The sequence below is a fragment of the Frankia sp. CeD genome, from assembly GCF_000732115.1.
Taxonomy (GTDB): domain Bacteria; phylum Actinomycetota; class Actinomycetes; order Frankiales; family Frankiaceae; genus Frankia; species Frankia casuarinae.
This window is the reverse complement of record NZ_JPGU01000010.1, coordinates 6,070-28,762: the sequence shown is the minus strand read 5'-3', so window position 1 is coordinate 28,762 and position 22,693 is coordinate 6,070. Positions and strand designations below refer to the sequence as shown.

The 22,693-nt window shown below is 71.3% G+C and carries 17 protein-coding genes and 1 pseudogene (1 of these 18 cut by a window edge); 7 read left to right on the top strand and 11 right to left on the bottom strand.

All coding sequences use genetic code 11. From position 1 onward, the window contains the following. Positions 1 to 37 precede the first annotated feature (37 nt). On the top strand, positions 38 to 787 hold the full coding sequence (locus tag CED_RS21455) for a bifunctional 2-polyprenyl-6-hydroxyphenol methylase/3-demethylubiquinol 3-O-methyltransferase UbiG (protein WP_011435729.1): 750 nt from the start codon (positions 38 to 40) through the stop codon (positions 785 to 787). Here CED_RS21455 and CED_RS08550 read toward each other — a convergent pair. Continuing rightward, on the bottom strand, positions 766 to 1,644 hold the full coding sequence (locus CED_RS08550) for a glycosyltransferase family 2 protein (RefSeq protein ID WP_011435730.1): 879 nt from the start codon (positions 1,642 to 1,644) through the stop codon (positions 766 to 768). The genes CED_RS21455 and CED_RS08550 overlap by 22 nt on opposite strands. Before the next feature lie 275 nt (positions 1,645 to 1,919). Here CED_RS08550 and CED_RS22375 point away from each other — a divergent pair, with 275 nt between their 5' ends. After that, positions 1,920 to 2,309 carry a class E sortase gene (locus tag CED_RS22375; RefSeq protein ID WP_255361097.1) on the top strand — a complete coding sequence of 130 codons (390 nt, stop codon included), beginning with the start codon at positions 1,920 to 1,922 and terminating at the stop codon, positions 2,307 to 2,309. Positions 2,310 to 2,742: 433 nt separating this feature from the next. Continuing rightward, a complete protein-coding gene (locus CED_RS08545) occupies positions 2,743 to 4,557 on the top strand; it encodes a bifunctional diguanylate cyclase/phosphodiesterase (RefSeq protein WP_035730098.1) in 1,815 nt (604 codons plus the stop codon). A gap of 113 nt (positions 4,558 to 4,670) precedes the next feature. On the opposite strand, the gene CED_RS08540 is transcribed toward CED_RS08545, so the two are convergent. The 4 genes from CED_RS08540 to CED_RS08520 all read right to left on the bottom strand — a co-directional run bounded on the left by CED_RS08540 (position 4,671) and on the right by CED_RS08520 (position 10,647). Next, positions 4,671 to 6,293, bottom strand: a complete 1,623-nt coding sequence (locus CED_RS08540; RefSeq protein ID WP_035909729.1) for a Gfo/Idh/MocA family oxidoreductase — start codon at positions 6,291 to 6,293, stop codon at positions 4,671 to 4,673. Next, entirely contained in the window at positions 6,290 to 7,081 is a 792-nt protein-coding gene (locus CED_RS08535; RefSeq protein WP_011435733.1) for a protein-tyrosine-phosphatase, read from the bottom strand. Before CED_RS08535 ends, CED_RS08540 begins: the two co-directional genes overlap by 4 nt. A 45-nt stretch (positions 7,082 to 7,126) precedes the next feature. Then, positions 7,127 to 8,002: a TylF/MycF family methyltransferase gene (locus tag CED_RS08530; RefSeq protein ID WP_035909797.1), complete on the bottom strand. Its 876-nt coding sequence runs from the start codon at positions 8,000 to 8,002 to the stop codon at positions 7,127 to 7,129. 1,439 nt (positions 8,003 to 9,441) lie between these two features. Next, positions 9,442 to 10,647 (bottom strand): glycosyltransferase family 4 protein, encoded by a 1,206-nt coding sequence (locus CED_RS08520; protein WP_235186969.1) that lies wholly within the window; start codon positions 10,645 to 10,647, stop codon positions 9,442 to 9,444. A gap of 429 nt (positions 10,648 to 11,076) precedes the next feature. Between CED_RS08520 and CED_RS08515 the strand changes: the two genes are divergently transcribed. From CED_RS08515 to CED_RS08500, 4 genes are read left to right on the top strand one after another with little or no spacing between them, the layout of a single operon-like run. Continuing rightward, positions 11,077 to 12,159, top strand: coding sequence for a UDP-glucuronic acid decarboxylase family protein (locus tag CED_RS08515; protein ID WP_035909727.1), 1,083 nt, complete (start codon positions 11,077 to 11,079; stop codon positions 12,157 to 12,159). Between the two features lie 44 nt (positions 12,160 to 12,203). Next, a complete protein-coding gene (locus CED_RS23560) occupies positions 12,204 to 13,112 on the top strand; it encodes a hypothetical protein (RefSeq protein ID WP_051569445.1) in 909 nt (302 codons plus the stop codon). 26 nt (positions 13,113 to 13,138) lie between these two features. Continuing rightward, positions 13,139 to 14,803: a hypothetical protein gene (locus tag CED_RS08505; RefSeq protein WP_049760858.1), complete on the top strand. Its 1,665-nt coding sequence runs from the start codon at positions 13,139 to 13,141 to the stop codon at positions 14,801 to 14,803. Next, the gene (locus tag CED_RS08500) at positions 14,790 to 15,560 is read left to right on the top strand and encodes an FkbM family methyltransferase (RefSeq protein ID WP_023840571.1); all 771 of its coding nucleotides are present in this window, start codon (positions 14,790 to 14,792) and stop codon (positions 15,558 to 15,560) included. The genes CED_RS08505 and CED_RS08500 overlap by 14 nt, the downstream gene beginning before the upstream one ends. On the opposite strand, the gene CED_RS08495 is transcribed toward CED_RS08500, so the two are convergent. From CED_RS08495 to CED_RS08470, 6 genes and pseudogenes are all read right to left on the bottom strand, one after another. Next, positions 15,544 to 16,548 (bottom strand): glycosyltransferase, encoded by a 1,005-nt coding sequence (locus CED_RS08495; protein WP_011435741.1) that lies wholly within the window; start codon positions 16,546 to 16,548, stop codon positions 15,544 to 15,546. The genes CED_RS08500 and CED_RS08495 overlap by 17 nt on opposite strands. Further along, on the bottom strand, positions 16,545 to 17,402 hold the full coding sequence (locus CED_RS08490; protein ID WP_035909725.1) for an FkbM family methyltransferase: 858 nt from the start codon (positions 17,400 to 17,402) through the stop codon (positions 16,545 to 16,547). Before CED_RS08490 ends, CED_RS08495 begins: the two co-directional genes overlap by 4 nt. Before the next feature lie 77 nt (positions 17,403 to 17,479). Beyond that, a complete protein-coding gene (locus CED_RS08485; protein WP_035909720.1) occupies positions 17,480 to 19,522 on the bottom strand; it encodes a heparinase II/III family protein in 2,043 nt (680 codons plus the stop codon). After that, positions 19,519 to 20,571, bottom strand: a complete 1,053-nt coding sequence (locus tag CED_RS08480) for a glycosyltransferase family 2 protein (protein ID WP_011435744.1) — start codon at positions 20,569 to 20,571, stop codon at positions 19,519 to 19,521. Before CED_RS08480 ends, CED_RS08485 begins: the two co-directional genes overlap by 4 nt. Further along, positions 20,568 to 21,563: a glycosyltransferase gene (locus CED_RS08475; protein WP_023840573.1), complete on the bottom strand. Its 996-nt coding sequence runs from the start codon at positions 21,561 to 21,563 to the stop codon at positions 20,568 to 20,570. The genes CED_RS08480 and CED_RS08475 overlap by 4 nt, the downstream gene beginning before the upstream one ends. 5 nt (positions 21,564 to 21,568) lie before the next feature. After that, positions 21,569 to 22,693: pseudogene (locus CED_RS08470) on the bottom strand (FkbM family methyltransferase) (it continues 735 nt past the right edge of the window).

Here is a 22,693-nt window from a genome sequence, read left to right as displayed (position 1 = left end):
CTGTAGCTTCTCCGATGATGGCGACAAGGGGTCGTGTATGGAAGCCGATCTGCGGTACCGCAACGGTGGTAACCCGCCTCTCCTCGATCTGATCGACATACCGGCGGGTAAGGCGCTGGATTGTGGGTGCGGAGCCGGGGACAACGCGCGGCTGCTGCGGGCCCGGGGCTGGCGGGTGACGGGGGTGACGATTGATCCGTCCGAGCGGGCCGCCGCCACGGCCGAGTGCGACCACGTCGAACTCGCTGATCTGAACGCCGGGCTGCCCTTCGTCCCCGACGGAAGTCACCAGCTCGTGCTGCTTTCCCACATCCTCGAGCACCTGGCGGATCCGGTGCCGTTGCTCGTAGAGGCCCGGCGGGCGCTGGCACCCGGCGGCCGGGTCCTGGTGGCGCTGCCGAACGTGCTGCACTACCGGCAGCGCGCACTGTTCCTGCGGGGTCGGTTTGAGTACACCGAGACCGGTCTCATGGACGCTACCCACCTGCGGTTCTACACTGTCAACTCGGCCCGGCGGCTGTTGGAGGACAACGGACTGCGCATCGTCGCCACCGCCACCACCGGTGGTCTGCCGTGGTGGCGCACCCGTGAGCTGCTCCCCGGGGAGCTGGTGCGGCGGTGGGATCGTCGCGTTCTGGACCGGTGGCCGAACATGTTCGGCTGGCAGGCGCTGTTCCTCGCGGCGCCACAGGTGACGCGCCGGACCGGCGCATCCGGCGTTGCCGTGGTGCGGCAACGGTCCGCGCCGTCTGGTGACCAGCCCGACTACGGCCAGCTTGTCCAGTGAGCGGCGCGCGGCTCGTCGTCACGTGCCTCTCCCGGCGGGGGAAGCATCGAGAGACCGTCCAGCAGGCCGTGGAGGACGAGGGCCGAGGTCCGGGTGCCGTGCCCGAGGAGCATGTCCAGCGCGACGGCGCGGGGTAGCACGACGACCGCCGTCGCCAGAGCGATCAAGGCGGCCCGGGCTCGCCATCCGCGGACCCGGGCGAACCAGAGCCGGTTGCGCACCCCGTAGTAGGCGTCGCCATGCCGGGGGACGGTCGTGCTCCCGATGCGCTGTGCACGGTGCGGACTGACCACGACGCTCCATCCGGCGTCCCGGACGCGGTAACAGAAGTCGACATCCTCGAACCCGAGGTAGTAACGGCCGTCCAGGGGGATCCGCCGCAGGCAGTCCGCCTTGACGAACATGATCGTGCCTGCGACCCAGTCGGCCTCCAGGGGGCGGTCGCCGGGGGGACGCCGGGCCTTCGGCGCAGCCAGGACCGGGCTTAGCCGCGCCGGGCCCGAGCGCCGACCGTCGTTGTCGACCAGTGTGGGCGCGACCACGCCGATGTTCGTCCCGGCCAGCAGATCCAGGCAGGCGCGCAGCGCCAGGTCCGGGATCCTGACGTGGTTGCCTATCAGGAGATAGGCCTGCGCGGCGGGGTAGCCGTGGCTGGCGAGCCGGAAGCCTCCGCCGAGACCGAGGTCGCGGGGCGGCAGGATCCAGGCGACCGAGGCCGGCAGGTGGTCGGGTCGGTCCGACCGGTCGTTCGCGACCACCGCCACCTGGGCGATGACGGGGCTGCCGTCGAGCCATCTCGCAAGCTCCACGGTCGGCCGGTGCGGACCCCAGTGGACAATCACCGCCACGGTCTTCATCGGACCCCCTGCGTCGCTCGGGTAGAGCATCCGGTCCGGCGGGCGACGAGCCTCCACGGCTCGGAATGAGTATCGAGGGTAACAGAAGTGCCTCTGCATGTAACGGTGAGTGAGGTTCGGGGTGCTGGTGTGACCCGCCGGCGTGGTCCCCGCGCCCATCCGGCCTGCCGGTCCGGTGGACTCCCGGCGGCACGCGCCGGCGAGGGGCCGGCGATACTGAGTGCTCCACGATTCGGTGTGCTCCACGATTCGGTCCAAACCATTCGCCGGCCATTGTGAAAGGTGTCCCCGCCACCGTCCTGCGCCGGGGTCCCGGACATATGCCGGGGACCACCATGCCCGATGAGCTGGGGAATGTCGTGGTTTCCGGACATCGGACCGCATATAGAAAACCGTTTAGTCGTCTCGATGAGCTGAAGGTTGGGGATCCCTTCCCCGTCGAGGTGCGAGACCGTTACCACGCGTATCGCGTCACCGAATCTGAGGTGGTAGCGCCGACTCGGTTCGACGCCACCTGTCCGATGCCCGGAGAACCCGCTGAGGTGCCGGGCAAGGAGCTGATTACTGTAAGATCTCCGCCCCTGGCGGGGATTTCCCGGAACGGACACGGTGTGGTCCCGGGCGGCAACGGTTTGGATTTCGCCGGTGCCCTTCACGGTGATTAGTGTTACCCGGCGGTTGGCCAACGACGGTGTCGGCGGCCACGGACCGAGCCGATGCCGGTGGAAAGTCGGGCATCGGATACCCTGCGAACTGGCGAACGTTACGCTCGGATAGCGCGGGGATAAACCAGGCGCGTGATGCCGGCGGCGGTGACGTCGTGGGCGGCCATCCTCGACCGGCTGCGGCGGCTCACCCAAGGACGCAGCTCACTCAAGGACATTGCGGGATCGGCTTCGGGGGAATTCGATGAATGGGCGGGATCGGATACGGCGTGGCTCGACGATCCGGCACGGCGGTGCGGGCCGCCCGTCGGGTAGCCGCCGATGGTTGCGCCACGAGGTCGAGGCGGGGATGGCTGTCCCCGGGAGCACGCGGACCGGCGATGTCGGTCCGCGTGCTCGTCCAGGTCATGGATGCGCTGCGGGCGGAGCGACGATGGTCCAGTCAGTTTTGTTCCGGTCGGTGTTGCCCCGGTCGATGCTGGTCCGGCCGGTCTCGGGGGTCGCCGCCCTGATGGGGGGTGCGCTGGGTCTGCTTCTGGGACTGCTCTGTCTCATCGGCGGATGGGGCGGGCCCGCGCCGTCGCCGGTCGCGTTGTCGTGCGTGGTGCTCGCGGCCGCGGCGTTGTCGATCGCGGTGGCGATCCTCGCCGCGGCGGTCTGGCCGGGTCCGAACGGTCCGGCCGACGCGAACGGTCTGGCCGGTTCGGCCGGACCGGACATCCAGCCGTGGGATCCCCGGGGAGGCGTGGGCCGTGCGTGGCCGCGGCGCGGCGTGGTGGATGAGCTGACCGGGCTGCCGGGCCGACGGTACTTCCTCGACGTCGCCAGCCGTTGTCTCACGGGTGGTGAGCACCGGGCGCGTGGCGCGACGTCCGTGTCGGTGCTGCTCATCGATCTCGATCGGATGCGTGATGTCAACGGGGCGCTCGGGCATGAGCATGGGGACCGCCTGCTTGCCACGGTGGGTTGCCGGCTACGCGGAGCGCTGCCCGGATCGGATCTGCTCGCCCGGGTGGACGGCAACGCGTTCGCCGTGCTGTTGCGCGGCGCCGATGTGGCCCGGGCCGAACAGGTCGCTCGGCGGTTGCGGGAGGTGCTGGAACTGCCCGTTCCACTCGCGGGAACTCCGGTGCGGCCCGAGGCGAGCGTGGGGATCGCCCATGCCCCCGAGCACGGCCGTGGCGCGCTGGAGCTCTTTCGTCACGCGGAGGAGGCGATGTACCTGGCGAAGGGGGGCCGTCACGGGCAGACCGTCTACGCCCGCGACCATCCACCGATCAACCGTGCCCGCCTGCTGCTGCGGGCCGAGGTGCGCCATGCGCTGGACTCCGGCCAGATCGAACTGAGTTACCAGCCCAAGGCGGATCTGCGCAGCGGTCGGATCAGCGGTGTGGAGGCCCTCGTCCGCTGGCGCCATCCGGTCGACGGCGTGCGGCAGCCCGACGCCTTCCTGGCGGAGATCGAACGTGCCGGGTTGATGCCGAAGCTCACCGTGCAGGTCCTCGACCAGGCCTTGGCCGACTGCGCGCGCTGGCACGGCCGGGGTGCCCCGCTCGCGGTGTCGGTGAACGTCCCCGCGTCGGTCATCGTCGACCGCGCCTTCGTCGGCGTGGTGCGGGCCGCGCTCGCCCGGCACCGGCTCCCGCCCTCGGCGCTTGTCATCGAGGTCACCGAGGACTCCCTCATCGTGGCGCGGGAGCTGGCGCAGGGAACCCTGGCGGGGCTGCGCCGGTTCGGTGTGCGGGTCAGCCTGGACGACTACGGCACCGGCTTCTGTTCGCTGTCGTACCTGCGCGAACTGCCGGCCGACGAGGTGAAGCTGGACCGGACCTTCCTGCGTGACCTCGACCGCGATCCGGCCGCGGCCGAGATCGTGCGGTCCACGGTCTCCCTGGCACATGCGCTGCGGTTACGGATTGTCGCCGAGGGGGTCGAAACGCAGCGTTCCTGGACCTCTCTCGCCGCCTGGCAGTGTGACGAGGTCCAGGGGTACTTTGTGTCACGTCCGATGGCGGGGGAACGAGTCGTCGGCTGGTTGCGGGAATGGGGCAGCAGGCTTGCCGTCCATCCCGGGACCGCGCCGCGCGCCGTGGCGGGACCGGTCGACACCTGCGCGGCACAGTCCCCGATCTCCCCAATCGTGGCACCGGCGGTCGAGGCCGTCGCGCCCACGCGGCCGTCAGCGGCGGGACCGGCAACCCGGCGGGCGGNCGGGCGCCGGGTGCCGGCCGACCTTGCGGCGTCCTGATGGCGGGCGATGGCGTGGCGGTCGCACCGGGCCCGTGAGGGCGGTCCGATTCGGGGGTCCGGGCGCCGTCGGCACCAGGACCCCGATGTCCCCGATGTCCGTGATTCCGGTGATCAGGGTTCGGGCCCATCCCGGCCGGCTGCGGCGTCCAGCCGTAGCGTGAGCGCGGCGACGGCGGCGATCTGCCGTGCGTCCTCGCCCGGGGCGCCGGCCACGATGCCCGCGCAGATGTCGCGGTACATGGCCGGGTAGCTGTCGAGCCGGTTGACTCGCCGCCGCCGCAGGATGTGGGACCCGGCCTCCGCGGTGTACTGCGAACCGTCGACGATGGTGGCCGTCACGCCGTTCGCGCGCAGCTGGGACTGTTCCCGCAGACCGTGCCGGCTGCCCCCGGCACTGGTCAGCACGAGCGAGAGGACCGCGTCGTTCTCCAGCTCGACGTACACCGTGAAGGTGTCCGTGCGGGAGCGGGCCACCGTGCTCCGGCGGACCGGCGCGAAGTCGTTGAGCCAGAGGAAGTGGTCGATCCAGTGGCAGCCGTTACTGACCAGCCGGGTGCGTGAGGACGGCCAGCGGTACCAGTGCCGGCGGGGAAGCGGTTCCTCGTACACCACGGCACTGTAGATCAGCGGCTCGTTGCCGTCGGCCAGGCGCAGGTCGGAGCGCAGCCAGGCGTTCATCGGGCTGTGGCGTCGCTGGAAGCAGGCGAACAGGCGCCNGCCGGCGTGAAGGAGTTTCACCAGCCGGCCGAGATCCTCCTCTGTGGTGACAACGGGCTTCTCGACGACGGCCACCGAGCCGAGCCGCAGCGCATCCCGGGCCAGCGGCGCGTGCGTGTGGTGGTAGCCCGCGATGAGGACGACGTCGGCCCGCTCCCCGTCCCGGAGCAGCGCCGCGGTGTCCCAGGAACATCGGTCCGGTCGCCGGGTGCCCAGCTGGACGGGGTCGATCTCATGCACACCGACGAGGTCGAGGTGATCACGGACGTGCGGGACGATCTGCGTCTTGGCATAGTGTCCCAACCCGAACAGGACAGCGGTGGGTCGTCCGGACGCGGATGGCGGGCCATAGCGCCGGGTGCTCTCCGTGATCGGACTGACCCCGGCGAGTGGACGATCCCCGGGGCGGGCCCCGGTCCACTCGGTTGCAAGCCAGGCGACGAGACGGTCGACGGCGCCGGGGTCCACCGGTGCTCCCGACATCGGGGACCAGCCGATGAGCGTGTCGTCCACGGCCGGGAACGCGGTCGCCGGCCGGGCCCGGTAGACGACCGCGGATCGCGGTGGCGGCGGATCGGGGCTGACGAAGCCGAGTGGGTCGGCGGGAGCGCCGGTGGGGCCGCCCGGCCCCACCGGGCGGACGAGGTCCTGATGCAGGACGACGCGTTCCATGCACGCCGGGTGGCAGGGGGCGACGAAAGCGACGGTCGTTCCCGTCGGCGAAGCCGCCCCGCTGACGGGTGGGACCGCCTCGATCAGGGTGCCCAGGCCCATGCCGAAGTAACGCTGGTTGCGGTCGCGTTCCCGCAGCCGGCTGGCCGTTTTGCGGGCGACCGCGCGGATGCCGAACTCGCGGGTGTAGGCGGCGAGGGCCCGGCTGCTGCCCGCCCTGACGAAGAACTGACCGTCCACGGGGAACAGCGTCACCCAGATGTCCGGGCGGATCCGGCAGTGGCCGGGCAGGGGGGTCTCGTCGAGGAAGCCGGCCAGCCACCGGTTCCCGATCAGGATGTTCATCCCGGTGCCGGGGTCCGGTCGACCGGGACATCCGCGAGGCCTGCCGGGCCTGCCGGGTCTGCGGGGTCCGTAGGCGTGACCGCCAGTCGTTCGTGACACGCCTCCGCCAGCAGGGCCATCGGCCGTGACAGCGTCTCTTCGATCATTCGCGCGCAGTTCTCGAACGCATCCCGACCGCCGTCGAGGGGGTCGGCCAGGTCGTCGAGGGCAGCCGGTAGCGCGTGGCCGGCGGCCCGGATCCGCCGGGCCGTGGCGGCGAGATACTCCCCGGCCGCCCGTGTCCCGCCCGGGGGGATGTCGGCGGGGCGGACTCCGGAGGTCACCCGTCCGAACTCGCGCAGGGTGAAGGTACGGCGCATGGCCCGTGGCACAAGGCCCACCACCGTCGAGCGGTGTGCGCGGGTCGCGCACAGCACCAGATCGCTGGCCTGGACCAGATCCGGTGTCAGCAACCTTGCCCGGAAGCCGGACGGGTCGAGCCCCCGCGATGTCAGGATCGCCGCGGCCTGGGGGTACATCGCCTCACCTGCCCGGGCGCATACTCCCGCGCTGCTCACCAGAAGGTCCCCGGCGGGGCTGGGTGGATGCCATCCCTCGGATGAGGACTCGTTACCCCCGGTCCCACCGGATGCCTGCGCGCCGGCCGCGCCGAGGCTGATCTGGTCCAGCGCGGCGCTGAACCGGGCGGCGGCGAGATGCTCGGCCAGGGGCGAGCGGCAGACGTTTCCGGTACACACCATCAGTACTGCCCACGGTCGTTGCCGCACTGCCACCCCTTCCTCCGTCATCCCTTTCCTCCTCTCTCCGCCGGGGTCGGCGGGGCGCGGACCAGCTCAGCGCGACCGCGAGGGCTCGCTCCGGCGCCAGTAGACGCAGGTCCAGTCGACTTCGATGATCGGCTCGGTCACCCCGTGGGCGGCCCGGTAGTCCTCGACTGCCGCCCGGCAGCCAGGAACGGCTCCATAGTCGTCAACGATGCAGAAGCCGCCGTCGGAGAGCTTCGGGTAGAGCGCCGTCAGCGCGTCGGTGGTGCTCTCGTACATGTCGCCGTCGAGGCGCAGGACCGCGAGGCGCTCGATGGGCGCGGTGGGCAGGGTGTCCCGGAACCAGCCGCGCAGGAAACGGACCTGATCGTCGAGCAGGCCGTAGCGGCGGAAGTTGTCCCGCACCTGCTCGAGGGACACCGNCAGCTCCGCGTACTCGTGGTGGCGGTCGCCGGTGTCGGCGGCGTAGCGCCCCGGATTGGGCGCGGGCAGGCCGGCGAACGAGTCGGCGACCCAGACCGTGCGGTNGGGGACGCCGTAGGCGGCGAGCNCCCCGCGCATGAGGATGCACGCGCCGCCCCGCCATACCCCGGTCTCGATGAAGTCGCCTGGGACGCCGTCGACGATGACTCGTTCGGCGCACTCCTGGAGGTTGCGCATCCGGCGGTCGCCGGTCATCGTGAGCGCCAGCCGTGGCCAGTCCCGGCCGTCGGTCCGGGCGCCCGGTGCGCTCCTCTTGACGATTTCCATTCCCTGGCTGCGGAAGGCTCGTACCAGCATCCTCTTCGCGCCGGTGCGCGGCTCCCACGCACCGCCGTCCCGACCATCCCAGAGAGAGCAGGTCAGCGTCGCGCGAAGCAGATCGAGGTACCGCACCGAGGTATCGGAAAGATCGTGACGGGCGACGGTCGGGTCGTGCGGGGCGACGGTCGGCGTCGTGGTCATCGTGGCTCCTGATGAGAGGGGTGAGCGCGGAAAGGGGATGGGACCGTGGGCCGTCAGGCTCCGTTCGCTGTCGGGTGAGGCGCCGTCCAGGGGGACGCTGTCGGGTGAGGCGCCGTCCAGGGGGACGCTGTCGGGTGAGGCGCCTGCCGCGCGGGCGAGCAGGCGGGTACTGGCCAGGTGCAGCGACACGGCCGAGGCGGTGTAGGNGATCCCCGACACCGCGGCCACGATCGGCAGGCGGCCGTCGTGCAGCGCCGCCGCGAGGCCGAGCACGGTCGACAGCGCGACCGGGACCTGGATGGCAAGCACCGTGCGGGCGGCACGGAACCCGAGCAGCACATGGGTGAGCAGGTAGTCGACGGACTGCGGGATGGTCGCCAGCACGAGGACCTGGGCGGCCGGGGCGGCGGGGGCGAACCGCGTGCCGTAGACGATGCGGATGGCCGTCGGCGTGACGAGGGCGATCGTGCCCGCCACCGCGGCGGCGAGGGCGACGGTGGCGATGACCGCGCGGCGCACCACCCGGGCCCGCTGCCGGGGATCGACCAGGGTGCGGAGCCGGCTGAACATCACCATGCCGGTCGCCTGGCAGACGGTCGTGCAGGCGCCGGCGACAGCGACGGCGACGGCGTAGAAGGCCACCTGCTCGGCGGCCAGGAAGGTGGCGACGAGCAGCATGTCCAGCTTGTAGATGAGCTGGGCCCCGACGACGGTGCCGTAGGCCCCCAGGGCGGACCGCNTGAAACGGCGCCGGGGCAGCAGGCGTCCCGGCCGCGCGAGGGCGGGAAGGCCGCCGAGCACCGCCACGTGGTACCCGAGTGGGGGTAGCAGGGCCGTCACGCCGAGGGTCAGCATCCACAAGCCTGGATCGCGGACTCCCCTGCCGGCGNGCGCGGCGAACGCGGCCAGTGTCGCCGCCGCCGGTAGCAACCGGACGAGCTGGAACTCGCCGGTCATCCGACCGCGGCGCTGCGCGAGCCCGGCGGCGTTGGAGGCGGCCACGGCCGCGGCGGTGAAGCAGGTCGCGCCCAGCACGGCGACGGCGTCCCAGGCGGCTCCCCGCCCGGCTCCCGTGCCGCCCGAACGGCCCGGGCCCACAGTGATCAGCATCGGCACCACGGTGAACAGCACCGCGGCGAGCAGCGCCGACGCGACGGTCTGGGTGAGCAGCGGGCCGAGCAGCGCGCGGTCCTCACCGTCATCGGTGACCAGCGTCTGGGAAACACCCAGGGCGAACACCATCGCGAGCATGCCCGCCCAGGTCTGCAGCGCGACGAACTCGCCGCGGGCCACCGGCCCCAGAGCGCGGGTGGCCAGGACGCCGGTCGCGGTCCCGACGACCAGCGTGCCCGCGTTGCCGGCGAGTACGGCGACGGTGGAGCGGGGAAGCCGGCTCGCGAGCGGGCCGGTCATGACGGCCCGGCGGCTGACGGCTCTGGTCATCCGCGCCGAGCGGTGTCGCGCACATGGGCAACGGCGCGCAGGAAGCCGTCCACGGACGCGGCGAGCTCGATGTCGCCGATCACCTTCTCCGACTCCTGGGCCATCCTGGCCAGGACGTCGGGGCGCGCGCGCAGCTCCCCGAGGATCCGTGCGAGCGCGTCCACATCGCCGACCGGGTGAACCCGGCCGTTGCGGCCGGGACGGACGTCGTCGGTCGGGCCGGTGGAGCCCACCCGGTCGCTGACCACCACCGGCAGGCCGCAGAGCACCGCCTCCTTGACCGCCAGCGGATGCGGATCCCGCTCGGCGGGGTGCAGGTAGAGGTCGCTGGCCGCGTACAGGCGGGGGAGCCGTTCCTGGTCGGCGAATCCGACCATCCGCAACGCGCCGCCGAGCTCGGCGGCCACCGCATCGAGAGTGGCGCGCAGCACTCCGTCCCCAGCCATGATCACGATGATTTCCCGGTCGACCGGACCCCGGGGCGTGCGGGTGAGGATGCGCAGTGCGTCCGCGATGTCGAGGGGGCGCTTCCGAGAGATCATCTTTCCGGCGAACAAGGCGACAAGGGCGTCCGGGGCGATGCCCAGCTCGGCGCGGATCGCCGTTCGATGCTTGTCCCGATGCGCCAGTACGGCCCGCAGCGCCGTCTCATCGGTGGGATACGGCGTGCGGAACATGCGGGTGGCGGGGACTCCATAGTGGGCCAGGTACGCCTCGTTGTTGTCGCCGATCGTGAGGAATGCGCTCACTGAACGCATCAGGTGGGGCAGCGTGAGCCGTTTGACGGCGCGGACGGCTGGGGTTCGCTGGCCGAGGAGCTCGCTGTCACTGATCATGAGGGCGGGTACGCCTCGTCGCCGGCACCAGGCGAGCGCCGCGAGGGAATGGGCGTACCGGTATCCGTAGACGAGCACGCATGCGGGGCGCAGTCGGTCCAGGGCCGCCCAGGTCCGGGTAACCATCTGCCGGGTGACGTCGGGCTGCCGCCAGCCAGGGCGCAGCGGCAGGTCCGCGATGAACTCGTGGTGATAACCGGTTACGACGTCCGATTTCCACTGCACGTCGAGGCCGAAATCCGCGTCGAAGTAGCGTTCCAGGCCCGATCGGGACAGGAAGAGCACCCGAAGATCCACCTCGTGTTCGGTCAACGCCCGGTACAGCGGCGCGAAATGCTGGATCGCGTGCGATACGACGACTGCCACCGTCGTCGACCTGGGGACGGAGGTCATGAGCCGGCTGTTCCTCCTCGCAATGACCGCTGATCGGACCGGGTGGGCCGTGCGCCAGTACGAATCGATCCGACTCTGTCACTCAAAGTATTAATCGAGCAACTGTCTGTAGATGCGTGTCGTGGGTCGCGGATCGCGGGTGCCGAGTGGCGGTGGGGCCTGAGTGGCGGTGGGGCCTGAGTGGCGGTGGGGCCTGAGTGGCGGTGGGGCCTGAGTGGCGGTGGGTGGCGGTTGCGGCGTCATCGGGTGGAGACACGCGGGTTCCCCGCCGTGGTCGTCCTCCTTCTATCACTGTCAGTGATAGAAGGGGGGCTGTCCGAGGGGCGCGCAGTGTCGTTGTCGACCGATGGCGGTACGTGACGCCCATGGCCCGGCTTTCCTTACTCACGGGTGGTGGTTGGAGTGACCAGGCGGGTCGTCGTCGCCGGCGGGGCCGGCTTCCTCGGAAGCCATCTCTGTGACCGCCTGCTGGCTCGGGGNGCCGAGGNGATCTGCGTCGACAACTTCCTCACCGGCCGGCCGGGCAACATCGACCATCTTCGGAGGCATGGCGGGTTCCGCCTGCTGCGGCGGGACGTGACCGAGCCGATCGACGTCACTGGCCCGGTCGACGCCGTGCTGAACTTCGCCTCCCCCGCGTCCCCGGTGGACTATCGGGCCCTGCCCCTGGAGACTCTGTCGGTCGGTGCGTCGGGTACCGCGAACCTGCTGGATCTGGCATATCGCAAGAACGCCCGGTTCCTTCTGGCCTCCACCTCGGAGGTCTATGGCGACCCCCGGGTCCACCCCCAGCCGGAGGAGTACTGGGGCCACGTCAATCCGATCGGTCCGAGGAGCATGTACGACGAGGCCAAGCGCTTCGCCGAGGCGTTGACCACCGCCCACCGCGCCACCCACGGCACGTCCACCGGGATCATCCGGATCTTCAACACCTATGGGCCGAGGATGCGCGCCGACGACGGGCGTGCCATCCCGACCTTCATTGCGCAGGCCCTGCGTGGCCAAGCCGTCACCGTTGCGGGCGAGGGTCGCCAGACCCGGTCGCTGTGCTACGTCGACGATCTGGTGGAGGGGGTCGTGCGCATGCTGGACAGCGACCTTCCCGGTCCGGTGAATCTCGGCAGTCCCCAGGAGATGACGATCATTGATGCGGCGCGGCTCGTCGTGGAGGTATGCGGGGCTGACGTCCCGATCACCTTCGTTCCGCGACCGCAGGACGATCCCACCGTGCGCTGCCCCGACATCACGCTGGCGCGGGAGGCGCTTGGATGGCGACCCCTGGTGGACGTACGGGACGGGCTTGCCCGCACCGTGGCCTGGTTCCACGGACGTGTCGAGCGGCCGCGGTCCCCGTGGCTGGTGCCCCGTCAGGAGCCGCCGGCAGGCTCGGACGTGCTGGGCGGTGACCGCGACGGGTTCACCGTGCGGACTGGTGAACCGGGGCTGGCGGTCAAGGTGGGTGAGGACGACGCGACGGATTCGTGACCTCAATCCATTGCTCTTTGTAAGACGTCGACTACTTTAAGTATGTGACCCAGGATGGCTCTGGAAACCTCGCGGCGATCTCCGGGCATCGTGCCGGTCCGCTGCGCTGGCGGCTGGCGGGACGTCTGGCCGCGGGCCTTCCCAGCCTGCGCGGTCGTGGCTGGCCGACCCGATGGATGCAGGACCCTGCGAACACCTACAGCGGTCCCCGCTATCGGCCACCAGCGCTCGCGCCGGTGTTCGACGCGGTTCTGCGCCCCGGTGACTGTTGCTATGACGTCGCTGCTGGCCTCGGGATCTACACCCTGTGGGCGGCCGGGGTAGTGGGAGCGGCCGGCGAGGTGCATGCCTTCGAGGAAGCACCGCGCACCGGGGCGACGCTCGCGGCACTGGTCGAGCGCAACCGGCTCTCGAGTGTCCACCTGTCCAGTGCCGCGGTGGGTGCCAGTGCCGCGGTGGGTGCCAGTGCCGCGGTGGGTGCCAGTGCCGCGGTGGGTGCCAGTGCCGCGGTGGGCGTCGCGCCCATCCCGGGCGCGACGCCCATCACCCTCGATGCCCACGCCGCGCGGCACCGACCGCCCGCCCTGGTCAGGATCGGTGGTGAGGCCGAGAGCCTCGACGTGCTGCGCGGCGCCGGTGAGCTCCTACGGGCGCATCGGCCGGCCCTCCTGCTGGCGATGCCGCCCCGCCCCGCCCGCCGCGGCGGAGACCGTTCCGGCGAGAACAGCCACCGCGGCGAAGGGGATCGGCGGGCTGCCGGGGAGAATCCCGGTGAGCTGGTCTCGCTGCTGGCCGCCGCCGGCTACCGGATCCTCAATCTGAGCCGGCGCGGGCTGACCGGGCAGGGCGTCTTCTCGCCGAACGTGCTCGCGCTCCACGACGGCTGGGAGCGTTTCGAACAGGTCGCCGTCACCCTGCGGCGTACGCCGCTGCCCCGCGACCGGACGGCGTGAGGTTCGGGCATGCCTGATCTTCTCTGTTGGCGAACTCTCTGCTGGCGGACGTCCCGGGCCGCCTGCCCGCTCGCGGGATGTCCGCGGCGCCACTCAGGTACGCCTGCCGGCGACGCCTCGCCGATCCCCTCGGGTGCGCCGTGGTGATCGCCCCGGCCGTGCCGGGTGGGAGGGTTGCCCACGCCGTCCGCCGTCCGCCGCTGCTGTGGCTGATGATCGTGATGGTCGGCGTGGTGCCGTGGTTCGTCGAGGCGCTCCGGCTGCCGTCCGAGCCCGACCGGGTGGTCCTGCGCTCGGTGGCGTTCACGTTCGAATGCCTCGCCGCGCTGCTCCTGGTCGGTGCGCGAGCGGGGCGTGGTTACGGGCTGGGGTTGTTCCGTCTCGGCCCCTGGTACCTGCTGTGGACCGGGATGTCGTTCGGGCTGGTGTCACTGGTCTGGCACACCCCCCAGCTGGACACTCCGCAGATCCATCTCGACGGCGTGCTGCGGGCACTCGCCCTGGCGAGCCTCGCCCTGCCGCTGTGGACCTGCGGATACCTGCTCGGCCCGGGCCGGCTGGTGACGCGCGCGGCCACCCGGTTTGCCACCGCGGCGGCGCCCGGGACCGGTACCCGGCTGCGCGACCGGAGCGTGCTGTGGATCCTGTGCGGGATCTCGGTGGCGGCCCGGGTCCTGCAGATTCTCCTGGGCCAGTATGCCTACCTGGGCGACGCGTCCCAGAAGGTCTCCGAGGCGAGTGCCTACGCCCAGCCGCTCACCCTGCTCGGCGGCCTCGGGATGTCCGCCCTGCTCATCGCCGCCGTCGATCTGGCCCGGGGCAGGGAAGACGGGGGCGGGGGGCGTCGGCGGACCTTCGTCGCCCTGCTGTCCGTCGAGATCCTCTTCGCTGTCGCCAGCGGGATGAAGGGGGTGTTCGCGACCAGCGTGTGGGGAGTGCTGATCGCGTTCTCCGTCGCCCGCGGCCGGCTTCCGATGCGGTGGATCGTCGCGGCCGCCGCCATCTTCGTCCTCGTGCTGATTCCCTACAACGCCTCCTACCGGGCCCAGGTACGCGGCCAGAGCCACACCATGGACGCTCGGTCGGCGGTGTCCATGGCGCCGACCGTGCTGGGCCGGACGCTGTCCGGGGACGCCCCCGCGGGGGAAGGCCCCGGGGAGTCACCGTTGGAGTACCTGACCTCGCGGATGCGAGGCATCGACAGTCTGGCCATCGTCGTCCAGCTGTCTCCCGACATCGTTCCCTACCGGGACATCAACGAGCTGTTCCTGGCTCCCGTCCTGACCGCCGTGCCCCGGGCGGTCTGGCCCGACAAACCGATCAGGGCCACCGGCTACGAGTTCAAACAGCAGTACCTCTCGGGGAACGCCCGGATCTACTCCGCGGCCGCTGTCTCCCCCCAGGCCGACCTCTATCTGCACGGGGGCTTGCTTCCCCTGCTGGTCGGCATGGCACTACTGGGCGCCGGTTTCCGACTGATCGACGAGGCGTGGGACCCGATGAAGGATCTACGCTACATCGTGATCTTCGTTCCGCTCTTCCTCCAACTGGTCAACTCCGAGAGCAGCGTGGGGGACCTCCTCGCGGCGTTGCCCATCCAGCTGGCCGTGCTGTTCCTGACGGCACGCTTCGCCTACGGTGGCGCCCGGCCCGCAACGAAGGGAAAAAATCTTGCTTATGGACGCCAGTGATGTTCTTTACCGAACCAAGATCTCGATCGCCGGTGCCCTGACGTCCCCGGCGGTGGGAACGGTCATCGCGGCGGCCACCCGCAACCGGGTCCCCAACCACGGGCTGCGTTTCGACGTGGCTGACCGCGACTTCACCCCGCAGGCGCGGGCGGCGCTGTTCTGGCGGCTGTACGAAGGGGCCGAGATCCGGATGATCCGCCGTCATCTCACGACCTCGGGCACCGTCGTGGAACTTGGTGCGAGTCTGGGCATCACCAGCGCGCATATCGCCTCGCGGCTGGCACCCGGCTCGCGGCTGGTGTGTGTGGAGGCCAATCCCCACCTCATCGAGGGCCTCACGCGACGCCTGGCCGCGTACGCCGGGCACATCACCCTGGACGTGGAGAACAGGGCGATCACGCAGGCCGTGGGTCCGGTGGCGTTCGCCCTCGTCGGGAACAACCTCGGTTCCCGGTTGTGGGACGACGCGTCACGGCGGACCGTCACCATTCCGGCGGCCACGCTTCGGGACCTGCTGGTACGCAAGAGGATCGCTGAGTTCGACCTCGTCAGCGACATCGAGGGTGCGGAGGCGTCGTTTCTGCTGGGGGATCCGGGCGCGCTGGACCGGTGCCGTCGAGCGGTGTTCGAGATGCACGACACGACCTTCGAGGGACGGCCCGTCACCGCGGCGGACCTGCTCGACGCCGCGCGTGGACTGGGCTTCCAGGTGGTCGACCGCCACGGAGTGGTGGTCACGCTCAGCCGGGACGGGTGAGCTCCCCCGTGCCGGCAGCCTTCTCCCGCCGGTCGACTCCCCCCGCGGGGTCCGACGGACCGATCGGCCGGTCCTGGGCCGGGCGAGGACGCGGGACGGAGCGGGCCTCGCGTGTCCACGTACTCCACCGGGACGCCCGGGGTTCCCCGGGCAGGGTCTGGTCGATGTCGGGGATGCGGGCGAGACCGTCCACGACGCCGCGCAGGCCGCAGTGGACGCGGACGATTCCGCGCCGGCGCACCAGCTCGGACACGGCGACCCGGGGCAGCACCGCCAGGAGCAGCCAGGCGGTCACCAGCGCCACCTGCCGCGGGCGGCCGTGGATGCGGGCGAACCACAGCCGGTTGCGCACCGTGTAGTAGGTGTAGCCGTTGCCGGGTACCGTCCCCCCACCGGTGTGCCAGGCCTGGGCCGGACTGACGAGGACACGCCACCCGGCCGCCCGAGCGCGCTGGCAGAGATCCACGTCCTCGTAGTACAGGAAGTACCGAACGGCCATCGGCACCTGCCGATGACACTCGGCCTTGACAAAGGTGATCGCGCCGGTGACCCACGGCACGTCATCGGCGTGGTCCGTGGGGGTCCGGCGGGCGCGCGGCACGGTGAAGACGCGGGTGAGCCCGGCGAAGCCCGGATGCAGACCGTCGGCGTTGACCAGAGTGGGTCCGACGATGCCCACGCCCGGGCGGGACAGTAGTTCCAGACAGGCGTCGACGGTGGCCGGCACGAGCTGGACGTCATTGTTGAGCAGGAGATAGCAGTCGGTGGCCGGATAGGCGTCACACGCGTGCCGGAAGCCGCCGCCGAAACCGAGGTTGCCGGGGGGGACGAGCCAGGCCGTCTCCTCCCCGAGGCCGTCGGGTCGTCCTCGCAGGTCGTTCGCCACCACGACGACCTCGCTGATCTGAGGCATCGCCGCCAGCTGCGCGGCCAGATCCATCGTCGGCCCGGTCGGCCCCCAGTGGACGATGACCGCCGTGGTCCTCATGCGCGCACCAGGGGCTCGGGAACCTGCCCGGACGCGGGTCGCGGAGTGGAGGGCGGGACGTCTGGCACGGCCAACGTGGACCAGGGTGCCGCCGTCAGGGGCCGCCGGGCCGGCGGCGGAACCTCCGCGTCGACGATGCGGTACCCGTGCCCGCGCAGCAGGTCGCCGACGGCCTCGGCGTTGCGTCCGGTGACCTCGCAGATCACGGTCGGGCGGATGTCGCCCAGAAGCCGGCGCCCACCGCTGAGGACCGCGTGCTCGGCCCCCTCCACGTCGATTTTCACGACGTCCGGTGCCGGGAAATGGGTGAGCAGGCCGTCCAGGGTGAAGGTCGGCACGAGCTGTGCCGCGCGGGTGCCGCCGGTCTGGCTGCTGCCGAATCCGTCCAGATGGCTGGTCGCGCGGTTGCGACTCGCGATGTGGAACGTGCTGATCCCCGGGGCCGCACCGACCGCGGCGGGCAGGATCTTCACCGTGGCGCGGCCATCGGTGGCCGATGATCCGCCGTGGCGTGGTGACCGTGTCTGCGACCGGCGCAACATCCCGACCAGCCAGGTGTCGGGCTCGACCGCGACGACTGTGCCGGACGACGTCGCGGCGGACGCGGCGGCGAAGGCGNACAGTCCCACGTTCGCGCCGATGTCCCAGACCACGTGGCCGGGGCGCACGACCTCGCCGACCAGGTCGGNCAGGACCGGATCGACGGCGGCGAGACTGGGGCGCAGATACTTCAGACCCGCCTCGGAAGAGACGTAGATGCGCGTCGCCTGGAAGGGAGGCGGCAGGCGGCGGGCCACCACCAGATGGTGGGTGAGCCGTTCCGCGAGAGGGCGTAGGACGGACAGGGTCGGCACGGTGTTCTCCCGTCGGGAAGTTTGTTCGGTTTCGTGGTGATTCGGTGCGACCGGGGCGGGTCAGGTCCGGGTGTGCGTCAGAGGCGGGCGGGNGNCGATTNCGTGTCGCCGGAGCGCAGGTTGCCGGAGCGCGGGCCGCCGGAGCGGACTTCGTGGACGACCGTGGTGCGTACCGCGACAGGCAGCTCGGCATCGATCACGTACGCGGCGGTGTACGCCGGCACCGTACGGCTCCATCCGACCGCCCGGCGGGTGGAGCGCACCACCCACCGCCCCGGTCCGCCGGCCCGCAGGACCAGCCGCCCCTGGGAGGTGGTCACCGTGAGCGCATCCGTGGCCCCGCTCCGGGTGGCCGCGTTCCGGCTGGTCCCGATCGAGGTGGTCCCGATCGAGGTGGTACTGGTTCGCCTGGTATCGGCCGCCGCGGCGGTGACGGACACCCCGGGGGCGAAGTGGAACAGCACCTCGACGTGGTGGCGGCCCTCCCCGGTGATCNGATCGTCGACGGACAACCCACTCGGGTCGAGTCGCCACGTCCGCCAGTGCACGGGTCGCCCGGGAAGGTGGCGGTAGCCGTCATGGCCGGCGGCCAACGTCGCCACGTTTTCGTGGTGGCACATCGTGACAAGAGTGGGACGGGCCCGGCGGCCCGCCCGGAACGCGCCCCAGACCTCGGTCGAGTCGGCGTGATCGACGATGACGGTCGAGTGGGCGGCGGTACCGCGTTCGGCGTCCCGATCCGGTCCGGGGGCGTAGGTCGAGGTCCCGGTATCCACCAGGAGCGGCCGGCCGTCGTGCCAGAGCAGAAACGCGAGGGTGTCGGCGTGGGCGTGGGCCGGAAGGTCCTCGGGACAGGGCAGGCCCACGTCGGCGAGCAGATGCCACGGTCCAGCCGTCAGCACGGCGAGACCGCTGTCGACCAGCAGAAGGGCGTCGGCCCGGTCAGATGCGGGCGTCCGCGGACGGGGCACGGTCCCCACGGTCGACTGCGACGTCGAGGTGGGCATCTCGGCCAGGCGCGGTGCCGGGATCGGAACGGGACCCGGACCCTGGACTGCGATCGGCGTCGGTCTTACCGGAGCCGGGAGAAGCAGCCGCAGGGCCTCGGCGGGCACCGCGAACCCGTCGTTGAGCGTGGGAACCACGCCGTCCGGTCCGAGTACGGCCGTCAGCCAGGCCCGCATCCTGCCGGCCGCGTCGAGCAGGGCGCCGGACACCACGTGGCCCGCCGCGGTGAGCAGCCCGGCGACGTCGTCGAGGTCGGCCAGCACCTGACAGTGATAGGTGGGGGAGCGCTCGTAGTGTCCACCGTCGCTGAGGACCTGCCGATCGAGCTCGCGCAGCAGCGCGTCGACCCATCGTCGGCGGCCGCGGGCGTCGTCATCGGCGACCGCCAGCCCGATCAGCGCCTTGTAGTTCTTCAGCAGGTGGTTCCCGCCGACGTCGGTCTCCAGATGAGTGCGCAGGAAGGACCGGCAGACGCCGAGGTCGGCGAGGACCGCCATCTCGGCGGGCGTTCCCCGCGCGAGCCGGGGCCACAAGGCACACAGCGTCCAGGCCCGGAGTGACACGACGTAGGGCGACCAGGCAACCGGATCGCCCAGGGCCACCGAGGTCCGCCAGGCCAGATACAGCCGGGCGAACATCGCGGGCCCCTGGACAGCCTCGGTGGTGAATGCCCATGCCCAGTCCCAGTAGTGCAGATGGTAGCGCCACAGCAGCGGAGCGTCGGCCTGCCTCCAGTCCCATCGGGCGGGGGCCGCGGCGGCGCCGGCCCCCGCGGGGGTGCCGGTCGTGGGGGTGGGGGGTACGGGGGTTCCAGTAGCGGGAGTGTTGGAGTCCCGGGGACACAGATCGCGGGAGTGACCGAGCAGGGTTAGGCGGCCCGCGACGATCTCGTCGAACATCGGCCGAGCCGGCGGGCATCTGCCGTCGAACGGCAGGAACCCGATCGGCCAGGATTCCGCTGGCGGCCTGCCGCGCAGCAGCATCTCGCCCAGGCCCGGGTGGCGACTCAGGACGGCCCGTTGCCCGCGCAGCCGGACACGGGCACCGAGCTGGACCGGTCGCAGTCCCGCGGTGGTGCGCAGGTAGCGACCGAGCGGAACCGACGCGGTCACCGGTGAACGGACCGAGTCAGTGCGCCGATCGTGAGCTCATACCAGGCGTAGTAGAGACAGAACAGCAGCCCCTGCCGCCCATCCCGCCATCCGCTCCGTAGCAGGTACATGTAGCAGAAGAGGACCGCCGGCTTGGCCGGAACCAGCGGGAAGATCACGTCCCTCGCGATGGTCCGGGTGAGCGGTCGGGTCGACCCGGTGGGCCGGCGCACCTCCTCGCGGACCCGCGCCAACCGCTCCCGGACAGCGGGCTGCGTCACGCGGCGCGCCGCCTCCAGTTCGGCGTAGCGCACGTGCTTGCGTAGCCAGGCGGCGAGTCCCTTGTGGTCCTCGTCGATCAGGTCGGCGGACAGCCGTCCGACCTCACCAGTGACCACGGCCCGTTCGCTGTAGGTGACGGCGGCGTCGAAGTACGCCACCCGCCGATCGAGCAGCCGCGCCTGCCAGCTGTTCGCGTACCACCCGCAATGCGCGATCCAGCGGCCTTCGAACACCAGCCGGCGTCGTTGGCTGTAGGCCGCGCAGTCCGCCGTCCCCAGCCGGGCGGCGATCTCGGCGGCGAGCGCGGTCGACACCCATTCGTCGCTGTCGAGGAAGTACACCCAGTCGTGGGCGATCCCCGGGTTGGTCATCGCCCACTGCCGCTGGCCGGCGAACCCACGCCAGGGCTCGTGCCAGACGGTCGCACCGATGGCGCGGGCCAGATCCGCGGTGCCGTCGGTGGAACCCGAGTCCACGACGACGACCTGTCGACACCAACCGGCGGACCTGATCGCCCGGACGATGTTTGGTGCCTCGTTGTGGGCGAGGATGATCGCGGTGACGGGAACCGATCCCGGCGCCGGCTGTGGCTGTGTCGATCCGGCGGGGGCGGCGGTGTCATAGGGGGTCGGCCAGTTCGCTCGGCGCGGGGTTCGCGTCGTTGCTGGTTCTGGCGCGGCTGGTTCTGGCGCGGCCGGTGCTGGCGTTGCCGGTTCTGGTGCGGCCGGTGGTGCCGCGGGGAACGACGGGCCCTGGCGCGGCGGGATTCGGTGGGTCTGCGTCGTCACGGTGAGCTCTCTCCTGCGTCGAGCAACCAGTCGAAGTAACGCGTCGGATCGAAGGGGTTTCCCGTCTCGGGCCGTGGTGTGAACGTGAGCGCCGTGCGCAGCGCCACGGCGAGATCATCCGCCGACTCCCGGGAGTACGGCACCAGAACCGGGCCGGCCACCTCGCGGTTGTGTGAGGTGTCGCGGGCGATGACGGGTATCCCGGCGAGCCGTGCCTCGGCGAGCGGGTAGCCGAAGGACTCCATCGTCGTCGGCTGCAGCAACGCGCCGGCATCGCGTTGGTGGGCCCGCAGCTCGGCCGGCGTCAGCCGGCCCACGAACCGCAGCGTCCGACAGTGGGACAGGCCGTGTTCGTGGGCCTCGCGATCGGTCGCGGTGACCGTGATCGCGAGGTGGGCTCCGATCTCCTCCTGAAGCCGGGTCGCGGCGGCATCGACCATGCGGAGCAAGTGCCCCATCGGTTTGAACGGCGCGAACAACACGGGACACAGAAACCGGCCCGGCGTACGGGCCTGGGGAGGGGTCGGATCGGGGGACAGCGGATGGGGCCGGACCACCAGCCTGGCGGACAGGCTAGGAAGTATGGTGAGAACCCGGTCCGCCATCGTGGTCGTCGGTACGACGACCACGTCCGCACGACGGGCGAACAGCCGCACGAGACGTGCTGTCCGTGCCACGCCGTCGGGCAGGCCGCCGGGTAGCCGCCGGGCCTCCTCCGCCGGCAGGAAGTGCAGCACGTTGCGCAGCAGGACCCACCGTTCGCCGCGGGTCGCGAGGAAGCCGACGTTGTTGAGGGCGATCGCGCGCGCGTACCGCCCAGGCCGCTCCCGGCGGGCGAGCCAGCCCGGTCCGATCCGGCGATCTCGGCCGACCAGATGGACCTGCAGGCCCGGCCGAAAACTCAGGTAACCGTCCAGTTCGGTCAGGAACCGCAATGCCCCGCCCATCCGGGCACCGGCACAGTCGACCAGGATCGGGTGGGTGCTGGACATCGGCCTCACGCCGAGACACCCCGCGGTGCGGGGTNGTCGACGAAACCGGGCTCGGATGACGGGCGGCTGCCGGGTACCGACACCGGGCGACCGTCGGGCTGCGCGGACCCGCGGATGGCCCGGGTCGTCGATCGGGTCCGGCGGGCGTAGAGGTAGCCCGACGCCGCGTCGCCCAGATGGGCAGTCGGCACCAGGTCGTTACCGAGCAGAGTGACCTCGAAGCCGTGCCGGACCAGCAGGTCGTCGAGCGTACGGGGATCGCCGAACCCGGTGTGCACCTCCATCACGATCCGACCAACCGCGTCCAGCCATCCAGGCTCGTCGAACAGGGCGAACTCGGAGCCTTCGATGTCCAGCTTGACGAGGTCGNCCTGGTCGNCCCCGCCAGCCTCGAACACCTCTGCCATGGTGAGGACGTCGACGTCCCCGTCCCAGTGTGTCGCGTTCCGGCGGGCCCGCGGATCGGCGAACACGCCGGCGGTCGGACCGACCAGGGCGTGGAGCAGCTGGATGTGGTTCGACACACCGTTGCCGGCGGCATGGTTGATGAAGGCGGGGGCGAACCCGCGCTGCGCCTCGACGGCAATCACATCGGCGCCCGCTCGCGCCGCGAGCACCGAGAACAGGCCCTGGTTTGCGCCGAGGTCGACGACGACCTCGCCGGCCGCCGGCGCGTACCCGGGGAGGGCGTGGTAGACCCCGCGGCAGTACATCTCGCGCGCGCCGCCGAACGCGGTGCCGGGCAACATGACCGTCACCCCGGGCAGCGGCCGGTAGGTGTGGCCGCCGGTGGCCATCGCCCGGTCGGCGGCATCCAGGTTGCCCGCCCGGCGGATGGTCGGAGCATGCCGGGCCACGGCGGCACCGAAGCGCAGCGCCGTCGGGGGACCAGCCACCCTGGCGATCCGTTGGAGGTCCTGGAGCAGCTGGGTGGCCTGGTCGATCCGGAACATCCGGGTCTCCGTTCGGTCGGGAGAGCGGCTTGGGGTCACCCGATAGGGTGATGAGGTGGCCTGCGCCGCGATACCGGCCGCGAACGGCCGCGGACGATGGTCCAGGTCGCGGCGGGCCGCGTCGATCGCGAACGCCTTGTCCTCGATGAGCCGGGCGATCTGTTCGGCCTTCANCCT

Bases quoted from the DNA above. Each gene is read 5' to 3' on its own strand.
- CED_RS21455 (WP_011435729.1), top strand. From the start codon at position 38: ATGGAAGCCGATCTGCGGTACCGCAACGGTGGTAACCCGCCTCTCCTC.
- CED_RS08550 (WP_011435730.1), bottom strand. From the start codon at position 1,644: ATGAAGACCGTGGCGGTGATTGTCCACTGGGGTCCGCACCGGCCGACC.
- CED_RS08535 (WP_011435733.1), bottom strand. From the start codon at position 7,081: ATGACGGAGGAAGGGGTGGCAGTGCGGCAACGACCGTGGGCAGTACTG.
- CED_RS08500 (WP_023840571.1), top strand. From the start codon at position 14,790: ATGGACGCCAGTGATGTTCTTTACCGAACCAAGATCTCGATCGCCGGT.
- CED_RS08495 (WP_011435741.1), bottom strand. From the start codon at position 16,548: ATGAGGACCACGGCGGTCATCGTCCACTGGGGGCCGACCGGGCCGACG.
- CED_RS08475 (WP_023840573.1), bottom strand. From the start codon at position 21,563: ATGTCCAGCACCCACCCGATCCTGGTCGACTGTGCCGGTGCCCGGATG.